A 22636-nucleotide genomic window follows, 5' to 3' on the forward strand; every position below is an offset into this window, starting at 1 on the left:
GGCCTCAATCGAAATTCGCGGGTTTGGCGGTGACGGTGCCGTCGGCGGCGCGCGAGATCATCTCCACCCGCGCCTGCGCCTCGCGCAGCTTCGCCTCGCAATGGGCGCGAAGCAAGGCACCGCGTTCATAGGCCGATATGTTGTCGTCGAGCTTGCCCTGCCCCGCCTCGAGCTGGCGCACGATGGTCTCCAGCTCGGCGAGGGCGTCCTCGAAGCTCAGGCCCGCGATGTCGGCAGGGATGGGTCGATCGGCCATGGGCTGTCCGTTCTCATTCGGGCGGCGACAATAAGCGCGGTGAAGGAAAGAGGCAACGGGAGCTCAGCCGTTGGCGGCGAGCACCCGGCCGGCGAGGTAGAGCGAGCCGCAGATCAGCACGCGGCCGGGCGGGTCGCCGGGCCGGGCGGCGGCGGCGACCGCGGCGGTCACGTCCTCGGCCGTGGCGACATCGGTCAGGCCGACGGCGCGGGCGTGATCGGCCACGGCCTCGGCCGGCAGGCTTGCCTCCTCCCCCGGGATCCGCACGGTGCGGATGGACCGGACGAAGGGCGCCAGGGGCCGCAGGAACTCCTGCGGCTGCTTGCTCTCCAGCATGCCGCAGACCAGGTGAAGGGGCCGCTTGTCGAGCCCGCCGAGCCACTGCCCCAGCACCTCGCCGGCGCTGTCATTGTGGCCGCCGTCGAGCCACAGCTCCCAGCCCGGCGGCAGCAGGCCGGCGAGCGGGCCGCGGGTCAGGCGCTGCAGCCGCGCCGGCCATTCGACCGCAGCGAGGCCGCTTCGCACCGCCTCTTCCGGAATGTCGAAGCCGGCGAGGAGATCGCGCAGCCGGATCGCCGTGGCGGCGTTGGCGAACTGGTGGTCGCCGGGCAGCGCCGGGCGGGGATAGGCACGATCGCCTGCCGCGGTGCGCAGGACGAAGCCGTCGGGCGCGGGAGCCACCGACCAGTCGCGGCCGGCAAGATGCAGCGGCGCCCCGGCGGATTCGATGTCGCGGGTCAGGACGGAAACGGCCGCGGCGCTCAGCTGCGGCGCCACCACCATCGGCACGCCGGGCTTGGCGATGGCCGCCTTCTCCGCGGCGATCGCCTCGATCGTGTCGCCGAGGAACTGCATGTGGTCCATCGAGATGCGGGTGACCGCGGTGGCGGCCGGCCGCGGCACCACATTGGTGCTGTCGTAGCGGCCGCCGAGGCCGACCTCGAGCAGCACCACATCGGCCGGCACCTCGGCGAAGCCCAGGAAGGCGGCGGCGGTCGTCGCCTCGAAGAAGGTCACCGGCTGGCCGGCATTGGCGGCCTCGACCCGCTCCAGCAGCTCGACCAGGGCGGCGCTGTCGATCAGCGCCCCGGCCAGGCGGATGCGCTCGTGGAACCGCACCAGATGCGGCGAGGTGTAGACATGGACGCGGTAGCCCGCCTGCTCCAGGAAGGCGCGCAGGAAGGCGGTGGTCGACCCCTTGCCGTTGGTGCCGCCGATATGCACCACCGGCGGCAGGCGCAGCTGCGGGTCGCCCAGCGCCGCCAGCAGCCGCTCGGTGCGGCCCAGCGACAGGTCGATCCGCTTCGGATGCAGATGGGTCAGCCGGTCGAGCGCGGCCTCGACCGCGGCCGCGCTTGCGTCAGGCACGATAGGCGGGCTCGCCCTCGATCGCGGCCGCGGCGGCGAGATCGGCCGGGTCGACCACGATATCGGCCGGTGCCGACGGCGCGCCGCCGGCCAGATGGCCGAGGGTGCGGATCAGCGTCTCGCGCAGCTCCTTGCGCACCACCACGACGTCGACCATGCCGTGGTCGAGCAGGTATTCGGCGCGCTGGAAACCCTCCGGCAGGGTCTCGCGGATCGTCTCCTCGATCACCCGGGCGCCGGCGAAGCCGATCTGCGAGCCGCGCTCGGCGATGTGGATGTCGCCGACCATGGCGAAGGAGGCAGTGACGCCGCCCGTGGTCGGATCCGTCAGCACCACGATGTAGGGCAGGCCGGCGTCCTTGACCTGCTCGACCGCGATGATCGAGCGCGGCATCTGCATCAGCGACAGGATGCCTTCCTGCATCCGGGCGCCGCCCGAGGCCGGCACCACCACCAAGGGCGCGTGCTGCATCACCGCCAGCTTGGCGGCGGCGACCAGCCCCTCGCCCACCGCCATGCCCATCGACCCGCCCATGAAGCTGAAGTCGAAGGCGGCGATCACGGTGTCGCGGCCGCCCATCTTGCCATGGGCGACGACGATGGCGTCGCCGGCGCCGGTCTTGGCCTGCGCCTTCTTCAGCCGGTCGGTGTAGCGTTCGGTGTCGCGGAACTTGAGCGGGTCGACCGCCGGCTTCGGCAGCTCGATGGTCTCGTAGGCGCCATCGTCGAACAGCATGGCGAGACGCTTGGCCGGAGCCAGCCGCATATGATGGCCGCAATGCTGGCAGACGTAGAGATTCGCCTCCAGATCGCGATGGAACAGCATCGCCTCGCAATTCGGGCACTTCGTCCACAGGTTGTCCGGCGTCTCCGGCCGGGACGAGGAGACGAGGGCCCGGATCTTCGGGCGGATGTAGTTGGTCAGCCAGTTCATGGCGCGGTTTTCCGCCTTTCGGCCGGGCGCGTCAAGATAGGGCGCGATCCCTGTCCTGGCTGTCAGCCCCGACGCGCGGCTGTAATTCATTGACTTACATTACGTAAAGCATCACCTTACAGCGATGATCCAGTCGTTCAGAAGCAAAGCGCTGGAGCAGTATTGGATCAACGGCGTCCGGAAGGGCATCAATCCGGCATTCCTGCCGAAGATCAACCGGCAGCTGCAGGCCTTGAATGCGGCGGCAGCCCCTGGGCAGATGAATGTCCCAGGGTGGGGCTTCCACCCGCTGAAAGGCAATCGCAGCGGAGAATATGCCGTCAGCGTGAACGCGAACTGGCACCTGACATTCGGATGGTCCGGGCCAGACGCGATAGACGTCGATCTGGAGGATTATCACTGATGGAACGCCATCCAGACATCGAGCCGACGCATCCGGGCGAGATCCTGCGGGACGATGTCCTCCCGGCGCTTCGGAAGTCGCAGACCGAAATCGCCAAGCTGCTGCACATCAGCAGGCAGACGCTCCACGCCATCCTGAGCGAACAGGCCCCGATCACCCCCAGGATGGCCGTGAAGATCGGCAAGCTGTGCGGCAATGGACCCGAGCTGTGGGTCAATCTACAGGCCGCCTACGACCTTTGGCATGCCAAGCGCGAGGTGAAGACCGACGACATCCCGACGCTGGAAGCTGTCGCCTGACCGGCTGGCGCAACATGGTCGATCATGGCGTGACGAGATCCCCGCTTTCGCGGGGATGACGGAGGATAGAGGGCAGCGGGACGAACCCTTACCGCGCCCCGCGGACTCCCTCGGCCAGGCGGCGGACCAGCGCCAACGGCGACTCGACCGTGGCCACGGTCGGGCGGCCGTCGGCGTGCAGCGAGTGGCGGATCTCCTCGACGATGGCGGTGCCGACCACCGCGGCGTCGGCGATCCGGGCGATCGCCGCCGCCGCCTCCGGCGTGCGGATGCCGAAGCCCACGGCCACCGGCAGGTCGGTGTGGCGCCGCAGCCGGTCGACCGCCGGCTGCACCGCCGCCGCATTCGCTGCGGCCGCGCCGGTGATGCCGGTGACCGAGACGTAGTAGATGAAGCCCGAGGTGTTGCGCAGCACCGCCGGCAGCCGGGCGTCGTCGGTGGTCGGCGTCGCCAGGCGGATGAAGTCGATCCCCGCCGCCAGCGCCGGCAGGCACAGCTCGGCATCCTCCTCCGGCGGCAGGTCGACCACGATCAGCCCGTCGACCCCGGCGGCCTTGGCATCGGCCAGGAAGCGCTCGACCCCGTAGGAGTAGATCGGGTTGTAGTAGCCCATCAGCACCACCGGCGTGGCCTGGTCGCCGGCGCGGAAGCGGCGGACCAGGTCGAGCGTCTTCACCAGCGTCATGCCGGCGGCGAGCGCGCGCAGGCCAGCTGCCTGGATCGCCGGGCCGTCGGCCATCGGGTCGGTGAAGGGCATGCCGATCTCGATCAGGTCGGCGCCGGCCTTGGGCAGGCCTTCGAGGATCTTGAAGCTGGTCTCGGCATCCGGGTCGCCGGCGGTGACGAAGGTGACCAGGGCGGCCCGGTTTTGCGCCTTCAGCTCGGCGAAGCGCGCGGTGATGCGGGTCATCAGATCTGCACTCCGAGCGCGTCGGCGACGGTGAAGATGTCCTTGTCGCCGCGGCCGCTGAGGCACATGACGAGCAGGTTGTCCGGTGGCAGGTCGGGCGCGATCTTCATCACATGCGCCAGCGCATGCGCCGATTCGAGCGCCGGGATGATGCCTTCGAGCCTGGCGCAGAGCTGGAACGCCTCCAGCGCCTCTTTGTCGGTCACGGCGGAATACTGCACCCGGCCGACATCGTGCAGCCAGGCGTGCTCGGGCCCGATGCCGGGATAGTCGAGGCCGGCGGAGATCGAATGCGCTTCCTCGATCTGGCCGTCCGCGGTCTGCAGCAGATAGGTGCGGTTGCCGTGCAGCACGCCGGGCCGGCCGCCATTCAGCGACGCCGCGTGCTTGCCGGTGTCGACGCCGTGGCCCGCCGCCTCGACGCCGTGGATCGCGACCTCCGGCATGTCGAGGAAGGGGTGGAACAGGCCGATGGCGTTGGACCCGCCGCCGACCGCCGCCACCAGCGTGTCCGGCATGCGGCCCTCGGCCTGCATGATCTGGTCGCGCGTCTCGTTGCCGATCACCGACTGGAAGTCGCGCACCAGCAGCGGATAGGGATGCGGGCCGGCGACGGTGCCGATGATGTAGAAGGTGTCCTCGACATTGGTGACCCAGTCGCGCAGGGCCTCGTTCATCGCGTCCTTCAGCGTGCGGCTGCCGGAGACGACGGGCACCACCTCGGCGCCCAGCAGCTTCATCCGGAACACGTTCGGCTTCTGCCGCTCGATGTCGACCTCGCCCATGTAGATGGTGCAGGGCAGGCCGAACAGGGCGCAGACCGTGGCGGTGGCGACGCCGTGCTGGCCGGCGCCGGTCTCTGCGATGATCCGGGTCTTGCCCATGCGCCGGGCCAGCAGGATCTGGCCCATGCAGTTGTTGATCTTGTGCGCGCCGGTGTGGTTCAGCTCCTCGCGCTTGAAGTAGACCCGCGCGCCGCCGAGATGCTCGGTGGTGCGCTCGGCGAAATACAGCGGGCTGGGCCTGCCGACGTAATGCGTCAGGTAGTAGCGCAGCTCGCTGTTGAATTCGGCGTCCTTGCGGGCGGAGGCATAGGCCTTCTCGACCTCGAGGATCAGCGGCATCAGCGTCTCGGCGACGAAGCGGCCGCCATAGAGGCCGAAGCGGCCGTTTTCGTCCGGACCCGTGCGGAAGCTGTTCGGACGGGGCTGGAAGGGTGCGGTCTCGGTCAAGCGGGGCGGCTCCCGGCACAAATCGTGGCGAAATATGGGCGAAGAGCCGTGACCTTACCGGCGCCCGCCGCCCGCGCCAAACATTTGTGGCGAATGCCCGAGGCGCGCGCATCGCAGACCCGCAAGGAGCGCACGCCTCACGGTGTGGGGAGAAACGCCTGGGCTACTGCCCGACCGCCCGCACGGCGGCGAGGAAGCGCTGCACCCGTTCCGGCGTCTTGTGGCCGGGGCGCTCCTCGATGCTGGAGGAGACGTCGACCGTGACGGCGCCGGTGCGGGCGACGGCCTCGGCGACATTGGCCTCGGTCAGGCCGCCGGCCAGCATCCAGGGCTTGGACCAGCTCCGACCCGACAGGAGCGACCAGTCGAAGGCCAGGCCATTGCCGCCCGGCAGCGAGGCCACGCCCTTCGGCGGCTTGGCATCGAACAGCAGCCGGTCGGCGACCGCCTCATAGGCCGCGATCCCGTCAAGATCCTCGGCGGTCGCGATCTTGATCGCCTTCATCACCGGCATGGCCCAGCGGCCGCGGATCTCGGCCACCCGCGCCGGCGTCTCGGAGCCATGCAGCTGGATCACGTCGAGCGGCACCCGGCCGAGCACGGCGCCGAGCTCGTCCTCGGTCGGGTCGACGAACAGGCCGACGCTGCGCAGCCCGGTCGGCACCATGCGCGCCAGCTCGGCGCCCAGATCCGGCGCCACCGAGCGCGGGCTGGGCGGGTAGAAGTTGAAGCCGACCCAGCGGGCCCCGTGCTTCGCCGCGGCCTCGAGCACCTCGGGGGTGCGGATGCCGCAGATTTTCGCGTCGATGGTCATGGCACAGGAGATGTGGGGGCCGCGGCCTCGGCATCAAGCGCCAGGCCCAGCTCGGTGGCGATCGCGCGGGCTGCGGCGGCGGGGTCGGCGGCGGCGGTGATCGGCCGGCCGATGACGAGATGGGTGGCGCCCGCCTCCATCGCCTCCTTCGGCGTCATCACCCGCTTCTGGTCGCCGGCCTCCGACCCGGCCGGACGGATGCCGGGCACCATCAGCACGGTCGTCGGCTTCAGGATCCGGCGCAACCGGGCGATTTCCCGCGGCGAGCAGACCACGCCGTCGAGGCCGCTCGATTCGGCCAGACGGGCCAGGCGCTCGACCTGGCCGGCGACCTCCATCCCCTGCCCCACCGCTTCGAGATCGGCGACGTCGAGGCTGGTCAGCACGGTGACGCCGAGCAGCTTCGGCCGCGGCACCCCGCACTTCTCCGCTTCCTTCTCCGCGGCCTCGGCCGCCGCCTGCATCATCGCCCGGCCGCCGGAGGCGTGCAGGGTGATGAAGGCCGGGGACAGCGGCACCACCGAGCGGATGGCGCCGGCCACGGTGTTCGGGATGTCGTGCAGCTTGATGTCGAGGAACAGCGGCACGCCGGTGGGCCGGGCCGCCCGCACCCCCTCCGGCCCTGCCGCCATGAAGAATTCGAGGCCCAGCTTGATGCCGCCGACCGCGCCCGCGACCAGGCCGGTCAGGCGCTTCGCCTCGTCCACCGTCGGCGCGTCGATGGCGACGTAGACAGGGTTCGTGGTCATGCTCGCACTCCCTCCACCGGCAGGTGGCCGGCCGCCCAGGATTTCAGTTCCCCGGCCTCGCGCCGGCCGAGCACGCCGTCGGCCACCGCCCGGCCGATCAGCGCCCCGAACTTGAAGCCGTGGCCCGAGCACGGGCTGACCAGCCAGGCCCGGCCGCGCCGCTCCAGCATAAAGCGGCTGTCAGCGGTGAAGATATAGCGGCAGGGGCGGGCTTCGAGAATGCGATACTCGTCAAGGCCGCGCAGCACCGGCCGGTAGCGCTCGCGGAACGCCTCCGCCTCCCCCGCCGCGACGGCCGGATCGGCCTCGGGATCCGCCGGCCGCTTCCAGGCGCCGAGGCCGATCTTCAGCCGGGTGCCGCCGACCGGGGGGGTCGCCCAGTGGTCGTCCGGGAAGCCGCAATCGATGATGCCCGGCGCTGCGGCCCAGGCGGCGGCGTGCTGCGCCGGCGGGTCGAGATAGACCACCAGCTGGCGGTGGGGGGTGAGCCGTCCGGCCAGGTCCGGGAACAGCCCGCCGACCCAGGCGCCGGCCGTCACCACCACCGACTCGGCGCGCAGGTCCTCGCCCGAGGCCAGGGTGACCGTGCCGGCCTCGGCATCGACCGCCCGGACCGGCGCCTCGGGCCGCAGCGCCACGCCGGCGGCGCGGCAGAGGTCGACCAGGGTCGCGACGATGCGGTCGGCGAACAGCACCCCGCCCTCGGGCATGAACAGGCCCCAACGGATGCCGTCCGGGATCAGGAAGGGGAAGCGGCGCGCCAGCTCCTCCGGCGGCAGCAGCTCATAGGCGGCGCCGAGCGCGTCGAGCGGGGCGCGGCAGCCATCGGCCCAGTCGCCCTCGGCCCGGCTGAAGGCGATCGAGCCGCAATTGGCGTAGTGGCGCACTCCCGCCGCGGCCCAGACCTCGTCCCAGGCGGCATAGGCGTCCAGCGCCATCCGGGTGTAGCCGGGCGAGTTCGGATACAGCGCGCGGATCAGCCGGTGGCTGTCCCAGGAGGCGGCCGAGGGATTCGGGATCGGCCCCCGCTCCAGCAGCGTGACGGCCTCTCCAGCCCGGGCCAGGTGCCAGGCGGTGGCGAGCCCCATCACCCCGGCGCCGACGACGATGCTGGTCATGTGCAAGGATCCCTTACGCTCGAACGGGCGCACGCCCTTTCACGGGCAAACAGGGACTGTCGACATCGTCCGGGTCGCCAGGTCAAGCCTTTGCCTATCCCTTCGGCCGCTTGTCGATCACCCGCTTGGCCTTGCCGGCGGAGCGTTCGATCGTGCCGGGGGGATGGATCACCACCCGGGCCGAGACCCCGATCGTGTCCTTGAGCCGCAGCGTCAGCCGCTCGGCCGCGACGGTCAGGCCGGCTCCGTCCCAATGCTCCGCCCGCGCCTCCGCCAGCACCGTCATCTCGTCCAGCCGCCCGGGGCGGCTCAGCTCGATGACGAAATGGCCGCCGCACCAGTCGCAGGCCAGCAGTGCCTCCTCGATCTGGGTCGGGAAGACGTTGACGCCGCGCAGGATGATCATGTCGTCGGACCGGCCGGTCACCTTCTCCATCCGGCGCATGCCGGGCCGGGCCGAGCCGGGCAGCAGCCGGGTCAGGTCGCGGGTGCGGTAGCGGATGACCGGGAACGCCTCCTTGGTCAGGGAGGTGAAGACCAGCTCGCCGATCTCGCCGTCCGGCAGCACCGCGCCGGTCTCGGGGTCGATCACCTCCGGCAGGAAATGGTCCTCCCAGACATGCAGCCCGTCCTTGGTTTCGACGCATTCCTGGGCGACGCCGGGGCCGATCACCTCCGACAGGCCGTAGATGTCGGTGGCGTCGAGGGCGAAGGCCTGCTCGATCTCCTGCCGCATCGCATTGGTCCAGGGCTCCGCCCCGAAGATGCCGAAGCGCAGCGAGCTGTCGCGCGGATCAAGGCCCCGCGCCTGGAACCCGTCCAGGATCGCCAGCATGTAGCTGGGAGTCACCATGATGACGTCCGGTTTGAAATCGGTGATCAGCTGGACCTGGCGCTCGGTCATGCCGCCCGACATCGGCACCACGGTGCAGCCCAGCCGCTCCGCCCCGTAATGGGCGCCCAGCCCCCCGGTGAACAGGCCGTAGCCATAGGCGACATGTACCATCATGCCCGGCCGGCCGCCGGCGGCGCGGATCGACCGCGCCATCACCGCCGCCCACATGTCGAGATCGGCCTGGGTGTAGCCGACCACGATCGGCTTGCCGGTGGTGCCGGAGGAGCCGTGGATGCGGGCCAGCCGCTCTCGCGGTACGGCGAACAGGCCGAAGGGATAGGCGTCGCGCAGGTCCTGCTTGGTGGTAAAGGGGAACTTCGCCAGGTCCGTCAGGTCGCGGAAATCGGAAGGGTGCACCCCGGCGGCGTCGAAAGCCTGGCGGGTGTGCGGGACGTTGTCGTAGGCGTGTCGCAGCGACCAGGCGAGGCGTTCGCACTGCAGCGCCATGATCTCGTCGCGCGAGGCCCGCTCGGCCGCGTCCAGCCCCGGGATCACCGCCATCGTCCCCTCCCTGTTCTCAGTCTTCGGCCGGCCGTTCGATGAACGAGCCGCCGACCGTGCGGGAATGGCCGCGGAACTCGGCGATCACCGTCTCGCCGACCGCGACGCTGACGTCATAGAGGCCCGAACGGCCGGAGCGCGACACCTCCCGCGCCGTCGCCACCAGCCGGTCGCCGAGCGCGCCGGGCCGCAGGAAGGTGATGCTGCAATGCGCCGCCACCGTGCGTTCGCCGCCGGAGTTGCAGGCGAAGGCGAAGGCCGAATCCGCCAGGGTGAAGATGAAGCCGCCATGGGCGGTGCCATGGCCGTTGGTCATGTCCGGCCGGATGGTCATGGCCAGCCTTGCCCGGCCGGGCCCGACCTCCAGGATCTCCATCCCCAGCGCCCGGCTGGCGCCGTCGTCGCGCCACATCGTCTCGGCCGCGGCCCGGGCGACCGCCTCGGCCTCCGCCCCCGTCGTCGCCTTCATTCCGCCTGCCCCGTGAATTTGGCCGGCCGCTTCTCGATGAAAGCCCGCACGCCCTCGGCGTAGTCCGGCGTGCGCCCGGCCCGGCGCTGCAGGTCGCGCTCGAGGTCGAGCTGGACGTCCAGGCTGTTGCCGGCGGAGGCGTCGAGCGCCTGCTTGATCAGCGCCAGACCCTGGGTCGGCTGGGTGGCGAGATGGGCGGCCAGGGCCTCGGCCTCCGGACGCAGCGCGGCGTCGTCCACCGCCTTCCAGATCAGGCCCCATTCCTCCGCCTTCTCCGCCGGCAACGGCTCGGCCAGCAACGCCAGGCCGCGGGCGCGGGCCGCGCCGACCAGCCGCGGCAGCGCATAGGTGCCGCCGGAATCGGGGACCAGGCCGATCTTGGCGAAGGACTGGATGAACTTGGCGGACCGCGCGGCCAGCACGATGTCGCAGGCCAGGGCGATGTTGGCCCCGGCCCCGGCGGCGACACCGTTGACGGCGCAGACCACCGGCTTCGGCAAAGCCCGCAGGCGGCGGATCAGCGGGTTGTACAGCCCGTCCAGCGTGGCGCCGAGATCGGGCGCTTCGCCGCTGGTGGCGCGGTCGTTGAGGTCCTGCCCGGCGCAGAAGCCGCGCCCCGCCCCGGTCAGCAGCACCGCCCGGCAGCCGGCATCGGCCTCGACCCCGGCCAGCGCCTCGGCCAGGGCGCGGTGCATCTCCGCGGTGAAGGCGTTCAGCCGGTCCGGACGGTTGAGCGTCACCACCTGCCAGCCGTCGCGGCGATCGACCAGAACCGTAGGCTCCACGGGGCATCCTCCTCAGCTGGGCCGGTTGCACCGGACCTCTTGAATTGAACGATCGTTCGGTTAATTCTTAGACCCGGGACCCGGCCTGTCAATCGGCAATCGACGATGCGGACCGGGTCATCGGGAGGACGCCATGACCGCCATCCTGCAGAGCTACGCCGAGGACCACTGGGTCGCCGCGACCGAGGGGCTCACCGATATCGCCAGCGCCATCGACGGCCGGGTGGTGGCGCGGCTGTCGAGCCGCGGCCTGGATTTCGCGGCGATGGTCCGCCATGCGCGCGAGGTCGGCGGCCCGGCGCTGCGCCGGCTGACCTTCCACCAGCGCGCCGACCTGCTGAAGGCCCTGGCGCTGTATCTCTCCGAGCGCAAGGAGCCGCTCTACGCCCTCGCCGCCGACACCGGGGCGACGAAGCGCGACAACCTGATCGACATCGATGGCGGGCTGGGCACGATCTTCGCCTATGCCTCGCGCGGGCGCCGCGAGCTGCCGAGCGAGCGCTTCCTGCTGGAGGATGGGGTCGAGCGGCTGTCCAAGGGCGGCGGCTTCATCGGCGTGCATGTGCTGACTCCGCTGACCGGCGTGGCCGTCCACATCAACGCCTTCAACTTCCCGTGCTGGGGCCTGCTGGAGAAGCTGGCGCCGGCGATCCTGGCCGGGATGCCGGTGATCACCAAGCCGGCCTCGGCCACCGCCTATGTCGCCGAGGCACTGGTGAAGCTGATCACGGAGTCCGGCATCCTGCCCGCGGGCAGCCTGCAATTCATAGCCGGCGGCACCGGCGACCTGCTGGATCACCTGACCGGGCAGGATCTGGTGGCCTTCACCGGGTCGATCGAGACCTCGGAAAAGCTGCGCAACCACCCGGCGATCTCGCGCAACGCGGTGCGCTTCGTCGCCGAGCGGGATTCGCTGAACGCCGCGGTGCTGGGCTCGGACGCGGTGTCCGGCACGCCGGAATTCGACCTGTTCGTCAAGGAGGTGGTGCGCGAGATGACGGCGAAGGCCGGGCAGAAATGCACCGCCATCCGCCGCATCCTGGTGCCGCGGGCATTGGAGCGCGACGTCATCGCCGCCCTGACGCAGAAGCTGTCCGGCCTCGCCATCGGCGATCCGCGGCAGGAAGGCACGCGGATGGGCCCGCTGGTCAGCCTCGCCCAGCGCGACGACGTCCGCGCCCGCATCGCCGAGCTGACGGCGGAGGCGGAAATCGTGGTCGGCGACCCGGCCAATGACGGCGCCCCGGGCGGCGCCTTCCTGGCCCCGGTGCTGCTGCGCTGTGCCGACCCGGCAACGGCGCGCAAGGTGCATGTGGTCGAGGCCTTCGGGCCGGTGGCGACCGTGATCGCCTATGACGGCCTCGATCAGGCGGTGGAGCTGGTGCGCCGCGGCGAGGGCAGCCTGGTGGCCTCGGTCTTCACCCATGACGATGCGGTATCCGATGCGCTGGTGTTCGGCCTGGCGCCGTTCCATGGCCGCATCCTGGTGGTCGACCGCGACTGCGCCGGCGAGTCGACCGGCCATGGCTCGCCCCTGCCCGGCCTGGTGCATGGCGGCCCCGGCCGGGCCGGCGGCGGCGAGGAGCTGGGCGGCATCCGCGGCGTGCACCATTATCTGCAGCGCACCGCCCTGCAAGGCTCGCCCGCCCGCCTCTCCGCCCTGACCCGGACCTGGCTGCACGGCGCCCCGGCGCCGGTGCCGGCCACCCACCCGTTCCGCCGCAACTATGAGGAGTTGGCGGTCGGCGAGACGGTGGAAACCGCCGCCCGCACCATCACCCTGGCGGATATCGAGCATTTCGCCGAATTCACCGGCGACGCCTTCTACGCCCATATGGACGAGGACGCGGCCAAGGCGAACCCGTTCTTCCCCGGCCGGGTGGCGCATGGCTATCTGATCCTGTCCTTCGCCGCCGGCCTGTTCGTCGACCCGGCGCCCGGGCCGCTCCTGGCCAATTACGGCCTCGACAATCTGCGCTTCCTGAAGCCGGTGTCGCCGGGGGACTCGATCCGGGTGCGGCTGACGGTCAAGCGCAAGACCGCCGCGCGCATGCCGGAATACGGCGAGGTGCGCTGGGACGTCGAGGTGTTCAACCAGGCCGACGAGACGGTGGCGCGCTACGACCTGCTGACGATGAGTGCTCGGCCTGCGGCCGAGGCGTAGCGGCACTGCCCGATTGTCATTTATACCCGTTCCGGTATAACTTGAGCGTGAACTCGGAAGAACGCCCACTGCTGTGGATCGGCAGCAGCCGGAAGGACCTGATGCAGCTTCCGACCAAGGTTCGGAAGGTCTTCGGCTATGCACTGCATTTCGCACAGCAGGGAAGCCGGCATCCGGCCGCGAAGGTGCTCAAAGGTTTCGGTGGGGCCGGCGTCCTCGAAGTTATCGAGGATGCCGTCGGCGACACATATCGCGCCGTCTACACCGTGAGGTTCGTTGAGGCGGTGTTCGTCCTGCATTGCTTCCAGAAGAAGAGCAAGAGCGGGATCGCGACGCCGAGGGAGGAAATGGAGATCATCCGCGCCAGACTCAGGGTGGCGGAGGCCCTCGCGAAGGAGATGAAGCATGACGCCCCGCGTCGTTGACGGAACCGAGGTCGAGGCCAGCTCCGGCAACGTGTTCGCCGATCTGGGCCTTGCCGGCGCCGAGAAGCTGAAGATCAAGTCCGGCCTGATGATCGAGATCACGAAGGCGGTGCGCCGCCTTGGGCTCACGCAGGAGGAAGCCGGCCAGCGGATGGCACTTCCGCAGCCGAAGGTCTCCGCGCTCCTGCGCGGCGACTTCTCCAACCTGTCGGAGCGCAAGCTGATGGAATGCCTGAATCGCCTCGGCTACGACATCGAGATCACGGTGAAGCCCGCCGCCGCTCCGATCGGGCATCTGACGCTGGCCGTTGCGTGATGCCTTCTCAAGTGGCTGATCGCCGCGTGGTGCGGGTCGAGGATGTGACGGACGAAGACGCCGAGTTGATCGCACATGCTGAGGTACCAGCAGAGCACACTCCTCGCGACGATCTTCTCGACGATCAGACCGGTGAGCCGACCGACGGCACGCCGCCGCGACAAGAAATTCCTGGAATGGCTCCAAAGTAGTATTCCCCTGACGCGCGGAAGGCGCATCATGCTCTCGATGCCCCGGTCCGGAACCAATCGCCGGTTCAGGGCGTCATCCCAAGAGAGCTCACCTCGACCGGAGAAGCCTCATGAAGCGTTGGAAGACACCGAAGATCCGCGAAATCTCCGTGGGCTGCGAGATCAACGCCTACGCCTGCGCGACCGTTTAACGGACACCCTCCGCCACGCGGCGGATCGGCGAGGCTGCGGAAAGCGGGGCTGAGACCATGCGCATCGTCGTCCTCGGTTCCGCCGCCGGCGGAGGTTTTCCGCAATGGAACTGCAACGCACCCACCAGCCGGGGGGTGCGGACGGGAAAGATGCGCGCCAAGCCGCGCACCCAGGCTTCCCTCGCCGTCAGCGCGGACGGCGAGCGCTGGTTGTTGCTGAACGCCTCCCCCGATTTCCGGCAGCAGGTCGCAGCCACGCCGGTGCTATGGCCGCAGCAGGGCCTGCGGCATTCCCCGATCTCGGCAGTGATCCTGACCAGCGGCGAGATCGACCATGTCGCCGGGCTGCTGTCGATGCGCGAATCCCAGCCCTTCGCGCTGTGGGCGGCGCCGCCGGTGCTGGCCGCGCTGGCCGCCAACCCGATCTTCGACGCGCTGAGCCCCCGTTCGGTCGAGCGCCACGCAGTGGCGCCGAACGGCCCGTTCCCGATCGCCGGCCGCGGCGGGGGCTTGGGCCTGACCATCACCGCCTTCCCCGTGCCGGGCAAGGTGCCGCTGTATCTGGAGGGCCAGGCCGGAGACGACCTGAACGGAGCGCCAGACGAGACGCTGGGGCTGGAGATCGCCGCCAATGGCCGGCGCTTCCACTACATCCCCGGCTGCGCCGCGATGACGCCGCAGCTGCGGGCCCGGCTGCAGGGATCGCCCCTGGTGTTCTTCGACGGCACGCTGTGGCGCGACGACGAGCTGATCACGACCGGCGTCGGCGCCAAGACCGGCCGGCGGATGGGCCATATGAGCATCGACGGGCCGGACGGCACGATCGCAGCCTTCGCCGATCTCGGCGCCCGACGCCGGATCCTGATCCATGTCAACACCACCAACCCGGTGCTCGACGAGGATTCGCCCGAACGCGCTGCCCTGGCCGAATCCGGCTGGGAGGTGGCGGAGGACGGCATGGAAATCGCGCTGTGAGGACCGATGGCTGACCTGATGACCCCCGACCAGCTGGAAGCGGCGCTTCGCGCGATCGGACGCGAGCGCTACCATGACCGCCACCCCTTCCACGCCTTGCTGCATGGCGGCAAGCTGGACCGCGGCCAGGTGCAGGCCTGGGCGCTGAACCGCTACTACTACCAGAGCCGCATCCCGCTCAAGGATTCGGCCCTGATGTCGCGCGCCGAGGACCCGGCGCTGCGCCGCGAATGGCGGCAGCGCGTGGTCGACCATGACGGCGAGCAGGACGGCGAAGGCGGCATCGCCCGCTGGCTGCATCTGACCGATGCGCTGGGCCTGGACCGCGCCGCGGTGATTGACGGCCGCGGCATCCTGCCGGCCACCCGCTTCGCGGTCGACGCCTATGTCCGTTTCGTGCGCGAGCGGACACTGCTGGAGGCCGTCGCCTCATCCCTGACCGAGCTGTTCGCCCCGGGCATCATCGGCAACCGCGTCGCCGGCATGCTGGCCAATTACGATTTCGTGTCGCGCGAGGCCCTGGCCTATTTCGACAAGCGCCTGTCCCAGGCGCCGCGCGACGCCGATTTCGCACTGGACTACGTCAAGCGCGAGGCGCGGCGGCCGGACCAGCAGCAGGATGTGATGAACGCGCTGCTGTTCAAATGCGACGTGCTGTGGGCCCAGCTGGACGCGCTGCACCACGCCTATGTCGAGCCCGGCAACATCCCGCCCGGCGCCTTCGTGCCCGAGGGGCGGCGGTGAGCGCCCAGGCCGAGCCTGCGGCCTCACGCCCACGGCTGGCGCCCGGGTCGCGGCTGCGCTGGGACGAGGCGCGGCAGAGCTGGGTGGTGCTGGCGCCGGAGCGGGTGATCCTGCTGGACGAGACCGCGCATGAGATCGTCCGGCGCTGCGACGGCACCGCTACCGTCGCCGAGATCGTCGCCGACCTCGCCCGCAGCTTCGAGGCCGATCCCGGCAAGGTCGAGGGCGACGTGGTGGAGCTGATCGACGACCTGACCGCCAAGCGGATCCTGGCGCCATGAACCACATCGCCCCTCGCCCCGAGCCCCCGCTCGCCGCCCTGCTGGAGCTGACCCATCGCTGCCCGCTGCAATGCCCCTACTGCTCCAACCCGCTGGAGATGGACCGGGCGCGCGACGAGCTGTCGACCGAGGAGTGGCTGCGGGTGATCCGCGAGGCGGCGGCGCTCGGCATCCTGCAGGTGCATTTCTCCGGCGGCGAGCCGACCGTCCGGCGCGACCTGGAAGCGCTGATCCGCGGAGCGCGTGAGGCAGGCCTCTACAGCAACCTGATCACCTCCGGCGTCGCCATCGACCGCGACCGCTTCCACGGCCTGGTCGAGGCCGGGCTGGACCACGCCCAGCTGAGCATCCAGGACACCGATGCACAGTCGGCCGAGCGCATCGGCCATTATCCCGGGGCGCAGCCGAAGAAGCTGGCCTTCGCCGGCTGGGTGCGCGAGGAAGGCCTGCCGCTGACCTTGAACGCCGTCGTGCACCGCCAGAATCTGGACCGGCTGGGCGAGATGATCGACCTCGCCGTCGAGCTCGGCGCCGCCCGGATCGAGGTCGCGCATGTCCAGTATTACGGCTGGGCCCTGCACAACCGCGACGCGCTGATGCCGAGCCGCGAGCAGCTCGACACCGCCAGCGCCGTGGTCGAGGCGGCGCGGCAGCGGCTGCACGGCGCGCTGGTGATCGACTATGTCGTGCCCGACTACTACGCCCGGCGGCCCAAGGCCTGCATGGGCGGCTGGGGCCGGCGCTTCCTGAACATCACCCCCGCTGGCAAGGTGCTGCCCTGCCACGCCGCCGAGACCATCCCCGGCCTCGGCTTCGAATCGGTGCGCGACAAGCCGCTGGCCCAGATCTGGGCGGCGTCGGATGCGTTCCAGCGCTTCCGCGGCACCGCCTGGATGCCGGAGCCGTGCCGCAGCTGCGACCAGCGCGAGGTCGACTGGGGCGGCTGCCGCTGCCAGGCCCTGGCGCTGACCGGCCAGGCCGACGCCACCGACCCGGCCTGCGTGCTGTCGCCGTTCCACGACACCATGCTGGGCCTGGCCGAGACCGCCGCGCACAGCGAGGCCCCGCCGGATTTCGTCTACCGGCGGATGCGGGGGCCGGTGGAGCCGGTGCGGTAGGGCAACCGGCCCGAATCCCCCTCACCCTCCCGCCGCCAACGCGGCGGGCCCTCCCTCTCCCCGAGGAGAGGAAAAACAAGCCATCGCCCCATTCACCTCTCCTTGGGAGAGGTCGAAATCGCGCAGCGATTTCGGGTGAGGGGGTGGCCCCGGCCCATCCGCTAAGCACCTATCGTTCACGGCCCTGTCGAATCCGCTCTTCCCCGCGCGACCAGGGGTGCAGGGCGATCGCCCTGCGACCCGTCCGCTCAGGAGGCAGCGCCGTGAAGCTCTATTATTCCCCGAACCTCAACCCGCGCGTCGCCGTGGCGGTGGCGAAGCATCTCGACTCGCCGGTCGAGTTCGTCCGCGCCAGGCCGATGGATCCGCGCTACCGGGAGCAGTTCCGGCCGCTGAACCCGAACACCCGGGTGCCGATCCTGACCGAGGAGGGCCGCGCCCCGCTGTGGGAGACGGATGCGATCGCCTATCGCCTGTCGACCCTGGCCGGCGGCGAGTTCTGGCCGACCGATGAGCGCATGGTCGAGATGCTGCGCTGGGTCAGCTGGGGCACCCACCACTTCACCCGGGCCGCCGATGTGTTCTATTTCGAGAACCTGATCCGGCCGCAATTCATGTCGCGGCCCGCCAACCGGACGGCGCTGGACAACGCGGCCGAGGACCTGGCCAGGTGTGGCCCGGTGCTGGACGAGGTCCTGGCCGATCGCAGCTGGCTGGTCGGCGACCACCTGACCTATGCCGATTTCCGGGTGGCCACCGCGCTGCCCTTCGCCGAGAAGGGCAGTATCCCGGTGACGCAATACGCGAACATCATGCGCTGGCACGACCGGCTGAACCGGATCGACGCCTGGCGCGATCCGTTTGCCGGGCTGGCGGTGGGATAAGAGGTGCTCCGCTCCCTCTCCTGACCCGTCATTCTTGGAACGGCCGGGGCGCGGGTTGCGCGATGCCGCAGCCCGCGACCGCGCTCCTGTAGAGCGGTCCCTGGCGCCCGACCCTTGACCGGATTTTAAATCCGCGACACACTCCCAAAACGTTTTGGAAAACGCCTGTGCACGATCCAAAACGTTTTGAACCCGATTGCGGGACAGGGAGGCCTGCGGGTGACGGCAAAGCGGCAGATCCGCTTGAAGGAGCTGGCGTCGAAGCTCGGCTTGTCGCCGACCACGGTGTCGCGCGCCCTCGCCGGCTATTCCGACGTCAGCGCCGAGACCCGCCGCCGGGTCGAGGAGGCCGCGCGCACCCATGGCTATGTCGCCAGCCGCATCGGCCGCATGCTGGTGTCGGGCCGCACCAACATCGTCGGCGTGCTGCTGCCAATCAGCGCCCACAACTTCATGGATGATTTCCTGGGCCAGTTCCTGTCCGGCGTCGCCGACGGGCTGGCCGGGCGCGGGCGTGACCTGTTCCTGGCCGCCGTGCCGCGCGGCCAGGACGACCTGACCGTGCTGCGCCATGTCGTCGATGGCGGCCATATCGACGCCGTGGTGATCAACCGCGTCACCCGCGACGATCCGCGCGTGCGGTACCTGATCGAGCGCCACTTCCCCTTCGTCGCCCATGGCCGGCTGCTGGACCCGCCGCCGGCCTATCCCTGGTTCGATACCGACGGCGAGGCCGCCTTCGCCGGGCTGGTGCACAGGCTGCACGCGCTGGGCCACCGCGAATTCGCACTGCTGGGGCCGAGCGAGCCCTACAGCTATGCCGAGTTCCGGCGCCGCGGCTTCGAGAGCGCCCTCATCGAGCATGGCATTCGCTTGGCGCCGGAGCGGCTGCCGGCGGTGCCGGTCGCCGACCGCGCCGCCGCCATCGCCGCATCGCAGCGGCTGCTCGCCCTGGCACCGCGCCCGACCGCCATCATCGGCATGACCGACCGGCTGGCGCTGGCGGTGATGGAGGCGGCGCAGGAGGCGGGCCTGCGCATCCCCGCAGACCTGTCGGTGGTCGGCTTCGACGACGTGCCGATCGCCGCCTATGCCCGGCCGCCACTGTCGACCTTCGCCCAGGACATCGAGCGCAGCGCCGCCATCATCGCCGACATGGTCATCGACGCCATCGAGCAGGGACCCGAAGGGGTCCAGCCGCGCCTCGTCGCGGCGGAGTTCGTCGCCCGGGCCAGCCACGGCCCGGCCCCGAAGCCACGGAAACGCAACCGCCCCGGGTGACCGGGCCGGCGTGAATTGGACCGGCGCCGTCGAGGCCGGCCACAGACAAAGAGGGAGGACAGGAATGACCATCCGGACCACAGTCGCCGCCTTGACCGCCGGCCTGATCGGCCTCGGCCTGGCCGGGACGGCCGGCGCCCAGGACATCCTCTTCTGGTCGACCCAGGCCACGCCGGTCGAGGAATCCCAGGCGATGCGCGACAGCGTGCTGGCCGGCTTCGGCAAGCCGGTGACCTATTCGGCGCAGGAGCCGGGGCCGTTCATGACCCGGATCCAGGCCGAGCTGAAGGCCGGGTCCGGCGCCGTCACCGTGATCGGCGGGCTGCATGGCGAATTCGCCAGCATCCCGGACGGGCTGGTCGACCTGTCCGGCATCGTGCCCGACGGCGCCATCGCCAAATCCTATCTCGATCTCGGCAAGCTCGGCACGGCGGAGCAGAAATACCTGCCCTGGATGCAGGCGACCTATGTCATGGCCGCCAACAAGCAGGCGCTGCAGTACCTGCCGCAGGGCGCCGACATCAACGCCCTGACCTATGACCAGCTGGCCGCCTGGGGCAAGGCGATGGCCGCGGCCGCCGGGTCGCCCAAGATCGGTTTTCCGGCCGGACCGAAGGGGCTGATGCACCGCTTCTTCCAGGGCTATCTGTACCCGTCCTACACCGGCTCGCCCGTGGTGAAGTTCAAGTCGCCCGAGGCCGAGGCGATGTGGACTTCGTTCCGCGACTTCTGGACCACCTCGGTCACCCCGGCCTCGACCGGCTATGCCTTCATGCAGGAGCCGCTGCTGACTGGCGAGGTCTGGGTGGCCTGGGACCATGTCGCCCGGCTGAAGGACGCGCTGAACCAGAAGCCGGACGAGTTCGTGGTCTTCCCGGTGCCGGCCGGCCCGGCCGGGCGCGCCCATATGCCGGTGCTGACCGGCATCGGTATCCCCAAGACCAGCAATTCGCTGGAGGACGCCAAGGCGCTGGTCGCCCATATGGAGAAGCCGGAGAACCAGGTCGCGATGATGAAGGCGACCGGCTTCTTCCCGGTGGTCGAGGTCAAGCTGCCGGACGACGTGCCGACCAGCATCAAGATGCTGCAGCCGGTGGTGGCGGCGCAGAGCGCGGCGAAGGATTCCCTGCCGGTGCTGCTGCCGATGGGCCTGGGCGACGCCGGCGGGCGCTACAACAAGGTGTTCAGCGACACCTTCCAGCGCATCGTGCTGTCCGGCCAGGACGTGCGCGAGGTGCTGGACCAGCAGGCGCAGAGCCTGCAGGCGATCTTCGACGAGAAGGGCGCGCCCTGCTGGGCCCCGGATCCGGTCGGGACCGGCCCGTGCAAGGTGCAGTAATCACCGTCCCGGAAATTCTGCCGTGATCGCTGTCCTCTCAGTTTCGGTTCGATTGCCTCTCCCGCTTGCGGGAGAGGTCGGGCTCGCGCAGCGAGACCGGGTGAGGGCGGCCGGCCGCGACACCAGTGCCAGCGTTTCAGGACAAGGGCGAATCATGCGCTCGCTCGCCACAAAGCTATGCTTTCGGGACAGCCGCAATCCCCTCACGTATTTCGCCGGAGACAACCGCGAGTGCGGTAGACCGCGAGGCCTCGGTCCGCCTCCTCCCGTCTGCCGAGCCTGACCGACGGAGCCCGCCATGAGCGACGCGCGGTTGCTGCCCTATATCCTGCTGGCCCCGGCCACCGTGTTCCTGGTCGGCTTCTTCCTGGTGCCGTTCGGGCAGGTGGCGGTCGAGGCCTTCACCCAGTACGGCCATCTGTCCTTCGGCAACTTCCAGTCGATCGCGCGCGACTGGAAGTTCTGGCCGGCCGTGCGCAACACCTTCGTGCTGACGCTGATCCTGGTGCCGCTGCAGATCGCGCTGGCGCTGGCGATGGCCAGCCTGGTGATGGCACTGAAGCGCGGCCGCGACGTGGCGCTGTACATCTTCACCATCCCGCTCGGCATCTCCGACCTCGCGGCCGGGCTGATCTGGCTGGCCATCCTGGAGCAGAACGGCTTCCTGAACAGCGTGGTGTACTATGTCGGGCTGATTCCCGGCCCGAAGCTGCTGCTGAGCTACCAGAGCATCGTCGCCCTGTTCGCCGCCATCATCATCGCCGAGCTGTGGCGCGCCACCGCCATCGTGCTGGTGATCCTGGTCGCCGGCATGTCGCTGATCCCGAACGAATACTACGAGGCGGCGGAGGTGTTCGGCGCCAGCCCGTGGAAGCGCTTCGTCCGGATCACCCTGCCGCTGCTGCGGCCCAGCCTGCAGACCGCGCTGATCCTGCGCACCATCCTGGCCTTCGAGGTGTTCGCCATCGTCCTGGTGCTGGCCGGCAACAACCTGCCGATCCTGATGGGCGAGACCTTCAACTGGCAGTTCGCGCTGCAGGACCGCGCCGGGGCCTCGGCCTACGCCATGGTCATCCTCGGCATCTCGATCGCCTTCACCCTCTTCTTCCTGTGGGCGCTGGGCGAGCGGAAGGAAACCCGATGACCGCGACCACGCCCGACATCGTCGCCGTCCCGGCCGCGGAGGCCGCGCCGAGCCGCTGGGGGATCCGGATCTCGACCATCCTCCTGTGCCTGTGGGTGCTGGTGCCGCTGTATCTGCTGGCCGTGAACGCCTTCAATTCGCGCGAGGCGGTGACCGGCTGGCCCAAGGCCTTCGTCCCGACCTTCGACATCGACAGCCTGTCCTTCTTCTGGAACTACGCGGGGGTCGCCCGGGCGCTGCTGAACTCGGTGCTGGTTGCTGGGCTGACCATGATCCTGTCAATCGGCATCGGCGCGCCGGCGGGATATGCGCTGGCGCGGTTCCGCTTCCGCGGCAAGGGCAGTTTCCGCCTGCTGGTGCTGATGACCCGGGCCTTCCCGTTGCCGCTCTTGGCCCTGCCGCTGGCGATCTTCTACATCCGCACCGGTCTGGACGACACCATCTGGGGCCTGGCGCTGGTGCACACCGTGCTGGCCCTGCCCTTCGCCATCCTGATCACCTTCTCGCTGTTCACCAGCATCCCGGTGGAGCTGGAGGAGGCGGCCTGGACGCTGGGCTGCACCCGGTTCCAGGCTTTCCTGAAGATCGTGGTGCCGCTGGCCCTGCCGGGCATCGCGGCGTCCGGCGTGTTCGCCTTCGTCACCTCCTGGAACGAGGTGTTCGCGGCCTCGGTGCTGACCGTGCAGAACCAGACCCTGACCGCCTTCCTGCTGACCAGCCTGGACGTTTCGCCCCTGCCCTTGAAATTCGCCGGGGCGCTGGTGCTGGTCGTCCCCGCGCTGATCTTCCTGTTCCTCATCCGGAAGTACCTCTTCTCCCTCTGGGGCATCGCCAACCGCTGATCGGAGTT

At 69.9% G+C, this 22636-nt stretch carries 26 protein-coding genes; 15 read left to right on the forward strand and 11 right to left on the reverse strand.

Annotation, left to right across the window (positions count from 1 at the left end):
- Positions 1-4: 4 nt before the first annotated feature.
- The 3 genes from FFK22_RS03860 to accD form a co-directional block, all read right to left on the reverse strand.
- Complete coding sequence (locus FFK22_RS03860; protein ID WP_138890399.1) at positions 5-256, reverse strand: exodeoxyribonuclease VII small subunit; 252 nt, start codon at positions 254-256, stop codon at positions 5-7.
- Positions 257-319: 63 nt separating this feature from the next.
- Positions 320-1624 (reverse strand): folylpolyglutamate synthase/dihydrofolate synthase family protein, encoded by a 1305-nt coding sequence (locus FFK22_RS03865; protein WP_138890398.1) that lies wholly within the window; start codon positions 1622-1624, stop codon positions 320-322.
- Positions 1617-2558 carry an acetyl-CoA carboxylase, carboxyltransferase subunit beta gene (accD, locus tag FFK22_RS03870; protein WP_138890397.1) on the reverse strand — a complete coding sequence of 314 codons (942 nt, stop codon included), beginning with the start codon at positions 2556-2558 and terminating at the stop codon, positions 1617-1619. Before accD ends, FFK22_RS03865 begins: the two co-directional genes overlap by 8 nt.
- 124 nt (positions 2559-2682) lie before the next feature.
- Here accD and FFK22_RS03875 point away from each other — a divergent pair, with 124 nt between their 5' ends.
- Together FFK22_RS03875 and FFK22_RS03880 are read left to right on the forward strand one after the other, a co-directional pair.
- Positions 2683-2961 (forward strand): type II toxin-antitoxin system RelE/ParE family toxin, encoded by a 279-nt coding sequence (locus tag FFK22_RS03875; RefSeq protein WP_138890396.1) that lies wholly within the window; start codon positions 2683-2685, stop codon positions 2959-2961.
- The gene (locus FFK22_RS03880) at positions 2961-3260 is read left to right on the forward strand and encodes a HigA family addiction module antitoxin (protein WP_138890395.1); all 300 of its coding nucleotides are present in this window, start codon (positions 2961-2963) and stop codon (positions 3258-3260) included. The genes FFK22_RS03875 and FFK22_RS03880 overlap by 1 nt, the downstream gene beginning before the upstream one ends.
- Before the next feature lie 88 nt (positions 3261-3348).
- Here the strand turns inward: FFK22_RS03880 and trpA are convergent, their stop codons facing one another.
- The 8 genes from trpA to paaG form a co-directional block, all read right to left on the reverse strand.
- On the reverse strand, positions 3349-4170 hold the full coding sequence (trpA, locus tag FFK22_RS03885) for a tryptophan synthase subunit alpha (RefSeq protein ID WP_221938367.1): 822 nt from the start codon (positions 4168-4170) through the stop codon (positions 3349-3351).
- Positions 4170-5402 carry a tryptophan synthase subunit beta gene (trpB, locus tag FFK22_RS03890; protein WP_221938368.1) on the reverse strand — a complete coding sequence of 411 codons (1233 nt, stop codon included), beginning with the start codon at positions 5400-5402 and terminating at the stop codon, positions 4170-4172. The genes trpA and trpB overlap by 1 nt, the downstream gene beginning before the upstream one ends.
- A 163-nt stretch (positions 5403-5565) precedes the next feature.
- Positions 5566-6216 (reverse strand): phosphoribosylanthranilate isomerase, encoded by a 651-nt coding sequence (locus tag FFK22_RS03895; RefSeq protein WP_138890394.1) that lies wholly within the window; start codon positions 6214-6216, stop codon positions 5566-5568.
- Entirely contained in the window at positions 6213-6965 is a 753-nt protein-coding gene (gene pyrF / locus FFK22_RS03900; RefSeq protein WP_138890393.1) for an orotidine-5'-phosphate decarboxylase, read from the reverse strand. The genes FFK22_RS03895 and pyrF overlap by 4 nt, the downstream gene beginning before the upstream one ends.
- Entirely contained in the window at positions 6962-8083 is a 1122-nt protein-coding gene (locus FFK22_RS03905; RefSeq protein WP_138890392.1) for an FAD-dependent oxidoreductase, read from the reverse strand. The genes pyrF and FFK22_RS03905 overlap by 4 nt, the downstream gene beginning before the upstream one ends.
- A gap of 94 nt (positions 8084-8177) precedes the next feature.
- The gene (paaK, locus tag FFK22_RS03910) at positions 8178-9479 is read right to left on the reverse strand and encodes a phenylacetate--CoA ligase PaaK (RefSeq protein ID WP_138890391.1); all 1302 of its coding nucleotides are present in this window, start codon (positions 9477-9479) and stop codon (positions 8178-8180) included.
- 16 nt (positions 9480-9495) lie between these two features.
- Entirely contained in the window at positions 9496-9948 is a 453-nt protein-coding gene (gene paaI / locus FFK22_RS03915; protein ID WP_138890390.1) for a hydroxyphenylacetyl-CoA thioesterase PaaI, read from the reverse strand.
- Positions 9945-10733 (reverse strand): 2-(1,2-epoxy-1,2-dihydrophenyl)acetyl-CoA isomerase PaaG, encoded by a 789-nt coding sequence (paaG, locus tag FFK22_RS03920; protein WP_138890389.1) that lies wholly within the window; start codon positions 10731-10733, stop codon positions 9945-9947. The genes paaI and paaG overlap by 4 nt, the downstream gene beginning before the upstream one ends.
- A gap of 133 nt (positions 10734-10866) precedes the next feature.
- Here paaG and paaZ point away from each other — a divergent pair, with 133 nt between their 5' ends.
- The 13 genes from paaZ (at position 10867) to FFK22_RS03985 (ending at position 22628) form a co-directional block, all read left to right on the forward strand.
- Positions 10867-12897, forward strand: a complete 2031-nt coding sequence (gene paaZ, locus FFK22_RS03925; protein ID WP_138890388.1) for a phenylacetic acid degradation bifunctional protein PaaZ — start codon at positions 10867-10869, stop codon at positions 12895-12897.
- 101 nt (positions 12898-12998) lie between these two features.
- The gene (locus tag FFK22_RS03930) at positions 12999-13322 is read left to right on the forward strand and encodes a type II toxin-antitoxin system RelE/ParE family toxin (RefSeq protein ID WP_306770070.1); all 324 of its coding nucleotides are present in this window, start codon (positions 12999-13001) and stop codon (positions 13320-13322) included.
- Positions 13303-13638, forward strand: coding sequence for a helix-turn-helix domain-containing protein (locus FFK22_RS03935; protein ID WP_138890386.1), 336 nt, complete (start codon positions 13303-13305; stop codon positions 13636-13638). The genes FFK22_RS03930 and FFK22_RS03935 overlap by 20 nt, the downstream gene beginning before the upstream one ends.
- 301 nt (positions 13639-13939) lie before the next feature.
- On the forward strand, positions 13940-14020 hold the full coding sequence (gene pqqA / locus FFK22_RS44755) for a pyrroloquinoline quinone precursor peptide PqqA (RefSeq protein ID WP_034852526.1): 81 nt from the start codon (positions 13940-13942) through the stop codon (positions 14018-14020).
- A gap of 57 nt (positions 14021-14077) precedes the next feature.
- Positions 14078-14995, forward strand: a complete 918-nt coding sequence (gene pqqB, locus FFK22_RS03945; RefSeq protein WP_138890385.1) for a pyrroloquinoline quinone biosynthesis protein PqqB — start codon at positions 14078-14080, stop codon at positions 14993-14995.
- A 6-nt stretch (positions 14996-15001) separates the two neighbouring features.
- A complete protein-coding gene (pqqC, locus tag FFK22_RS03950; RefSeq protein ID WP_221938369.1) occupies positions 15002-15739 on the forward strand; it encodes a pyrroloquinoline-quinone synthase PqqC in 738 nt (245 codons plus the stop codon).
- On the forward strand, positions 15736-16020 hold the full coding sequence (gene pqqD, locus FFK22_RS03955) for a pyrroloquinoline quinone biosynthesis peptide chaperone PqqD (RefSeq protein WP_221938370.1): 285 nt from the start codon (positions 15736-15738) through the stop codon (positions 16018-16020). Before pqqC ends, pqqD begins: the two co-directional genes overlap by 4 nt.
- On the forward strand, positions 16017-17138 hold the full coding sequence (gene pqqE / locus FFK22_RS03960; protein WP_138890383.1) for a pyrroloquinoline quinone biosynthesis protein PqqE: 1122 nt from the start codon (positions 16017-16019) through the stop codon (positions 17136-17138). Before pqqD ends, pqqE begins: the two co-directional genes overlap by 4 nt.
- 263 nt (positions 17139-17401) lie before the next feature.
- A complete protein-coding gene (locus tag FFK22_RS03965) occupies positions 17402-18022 on the forward strand; it encodes a glutathione S-transferase family protein (RefSeq protein ID WP_138890382.1) in 621 nt (206 codons plus the stop codon).
- Between the two features lie 219 nt (positions 18023-18241).
- Positions 18242-19303 carry a LacI family DNA-binding transcriptional regulator gene (locus tag FFK22_RS03970; protein WP_138890381.1) on the forward strand — a complete coding sequence of 354 codons (1062 nt, stop codon included), beginning with the start codon at positions 18242-18244 and terminating at the stop codon, positions 19301-19303.
- Between the two features lie 64 nt (positions 19304-19367).
- Positions 19368-20642 (forward strand): ABC transporter substrate-binding protein, encoded by a 1275-nt coding sequence (locus tag FFK22_RS03975; RefSeq protein ID WP_138890380.1) that lies wholly within the window; start codon positions 19368-19370, stop codon positions 20640-20642.
- A 298-nt stretch (positions 20643-20940) separates the two neighbouring features.
- Complete coding sequence (locus tag FFK22_RS03980) at positions 20941-21786, forward strand: carbohydrate ABC transporter permease (protein ID WP_138890379.1); 846 nt, start codon at positions 20941-20943, stop codon at positions 21784-21786.
- The gene (locus FFK22_RS03985; protein WP_138890378.1) at positions 21783-22628 is read left to right on the forward strand and encodes a carbohydrate ABC transporter permease; all 846 of its coding nucleotides are present in this window, start codon (positions 21783-21785) and stop codon (positions 22626-22628) included. The genes FFK22_RS03980 and FFK22_RS03985 overlap by 4 nt, the downstream gene beginning before the upstream one ends.
- The last annotated feature ends 8 nt before the right edge of the window (positions 22629-22636 follow it).

The organism is Mycobacterium sp. KBS0706 (assembly GCF_005938675.2).
Lineage (GTDB): Bacteria > Pseudomonadota > Alphaproteobacteria > DSM-16000 > Inquilinaceae > Inquilinus.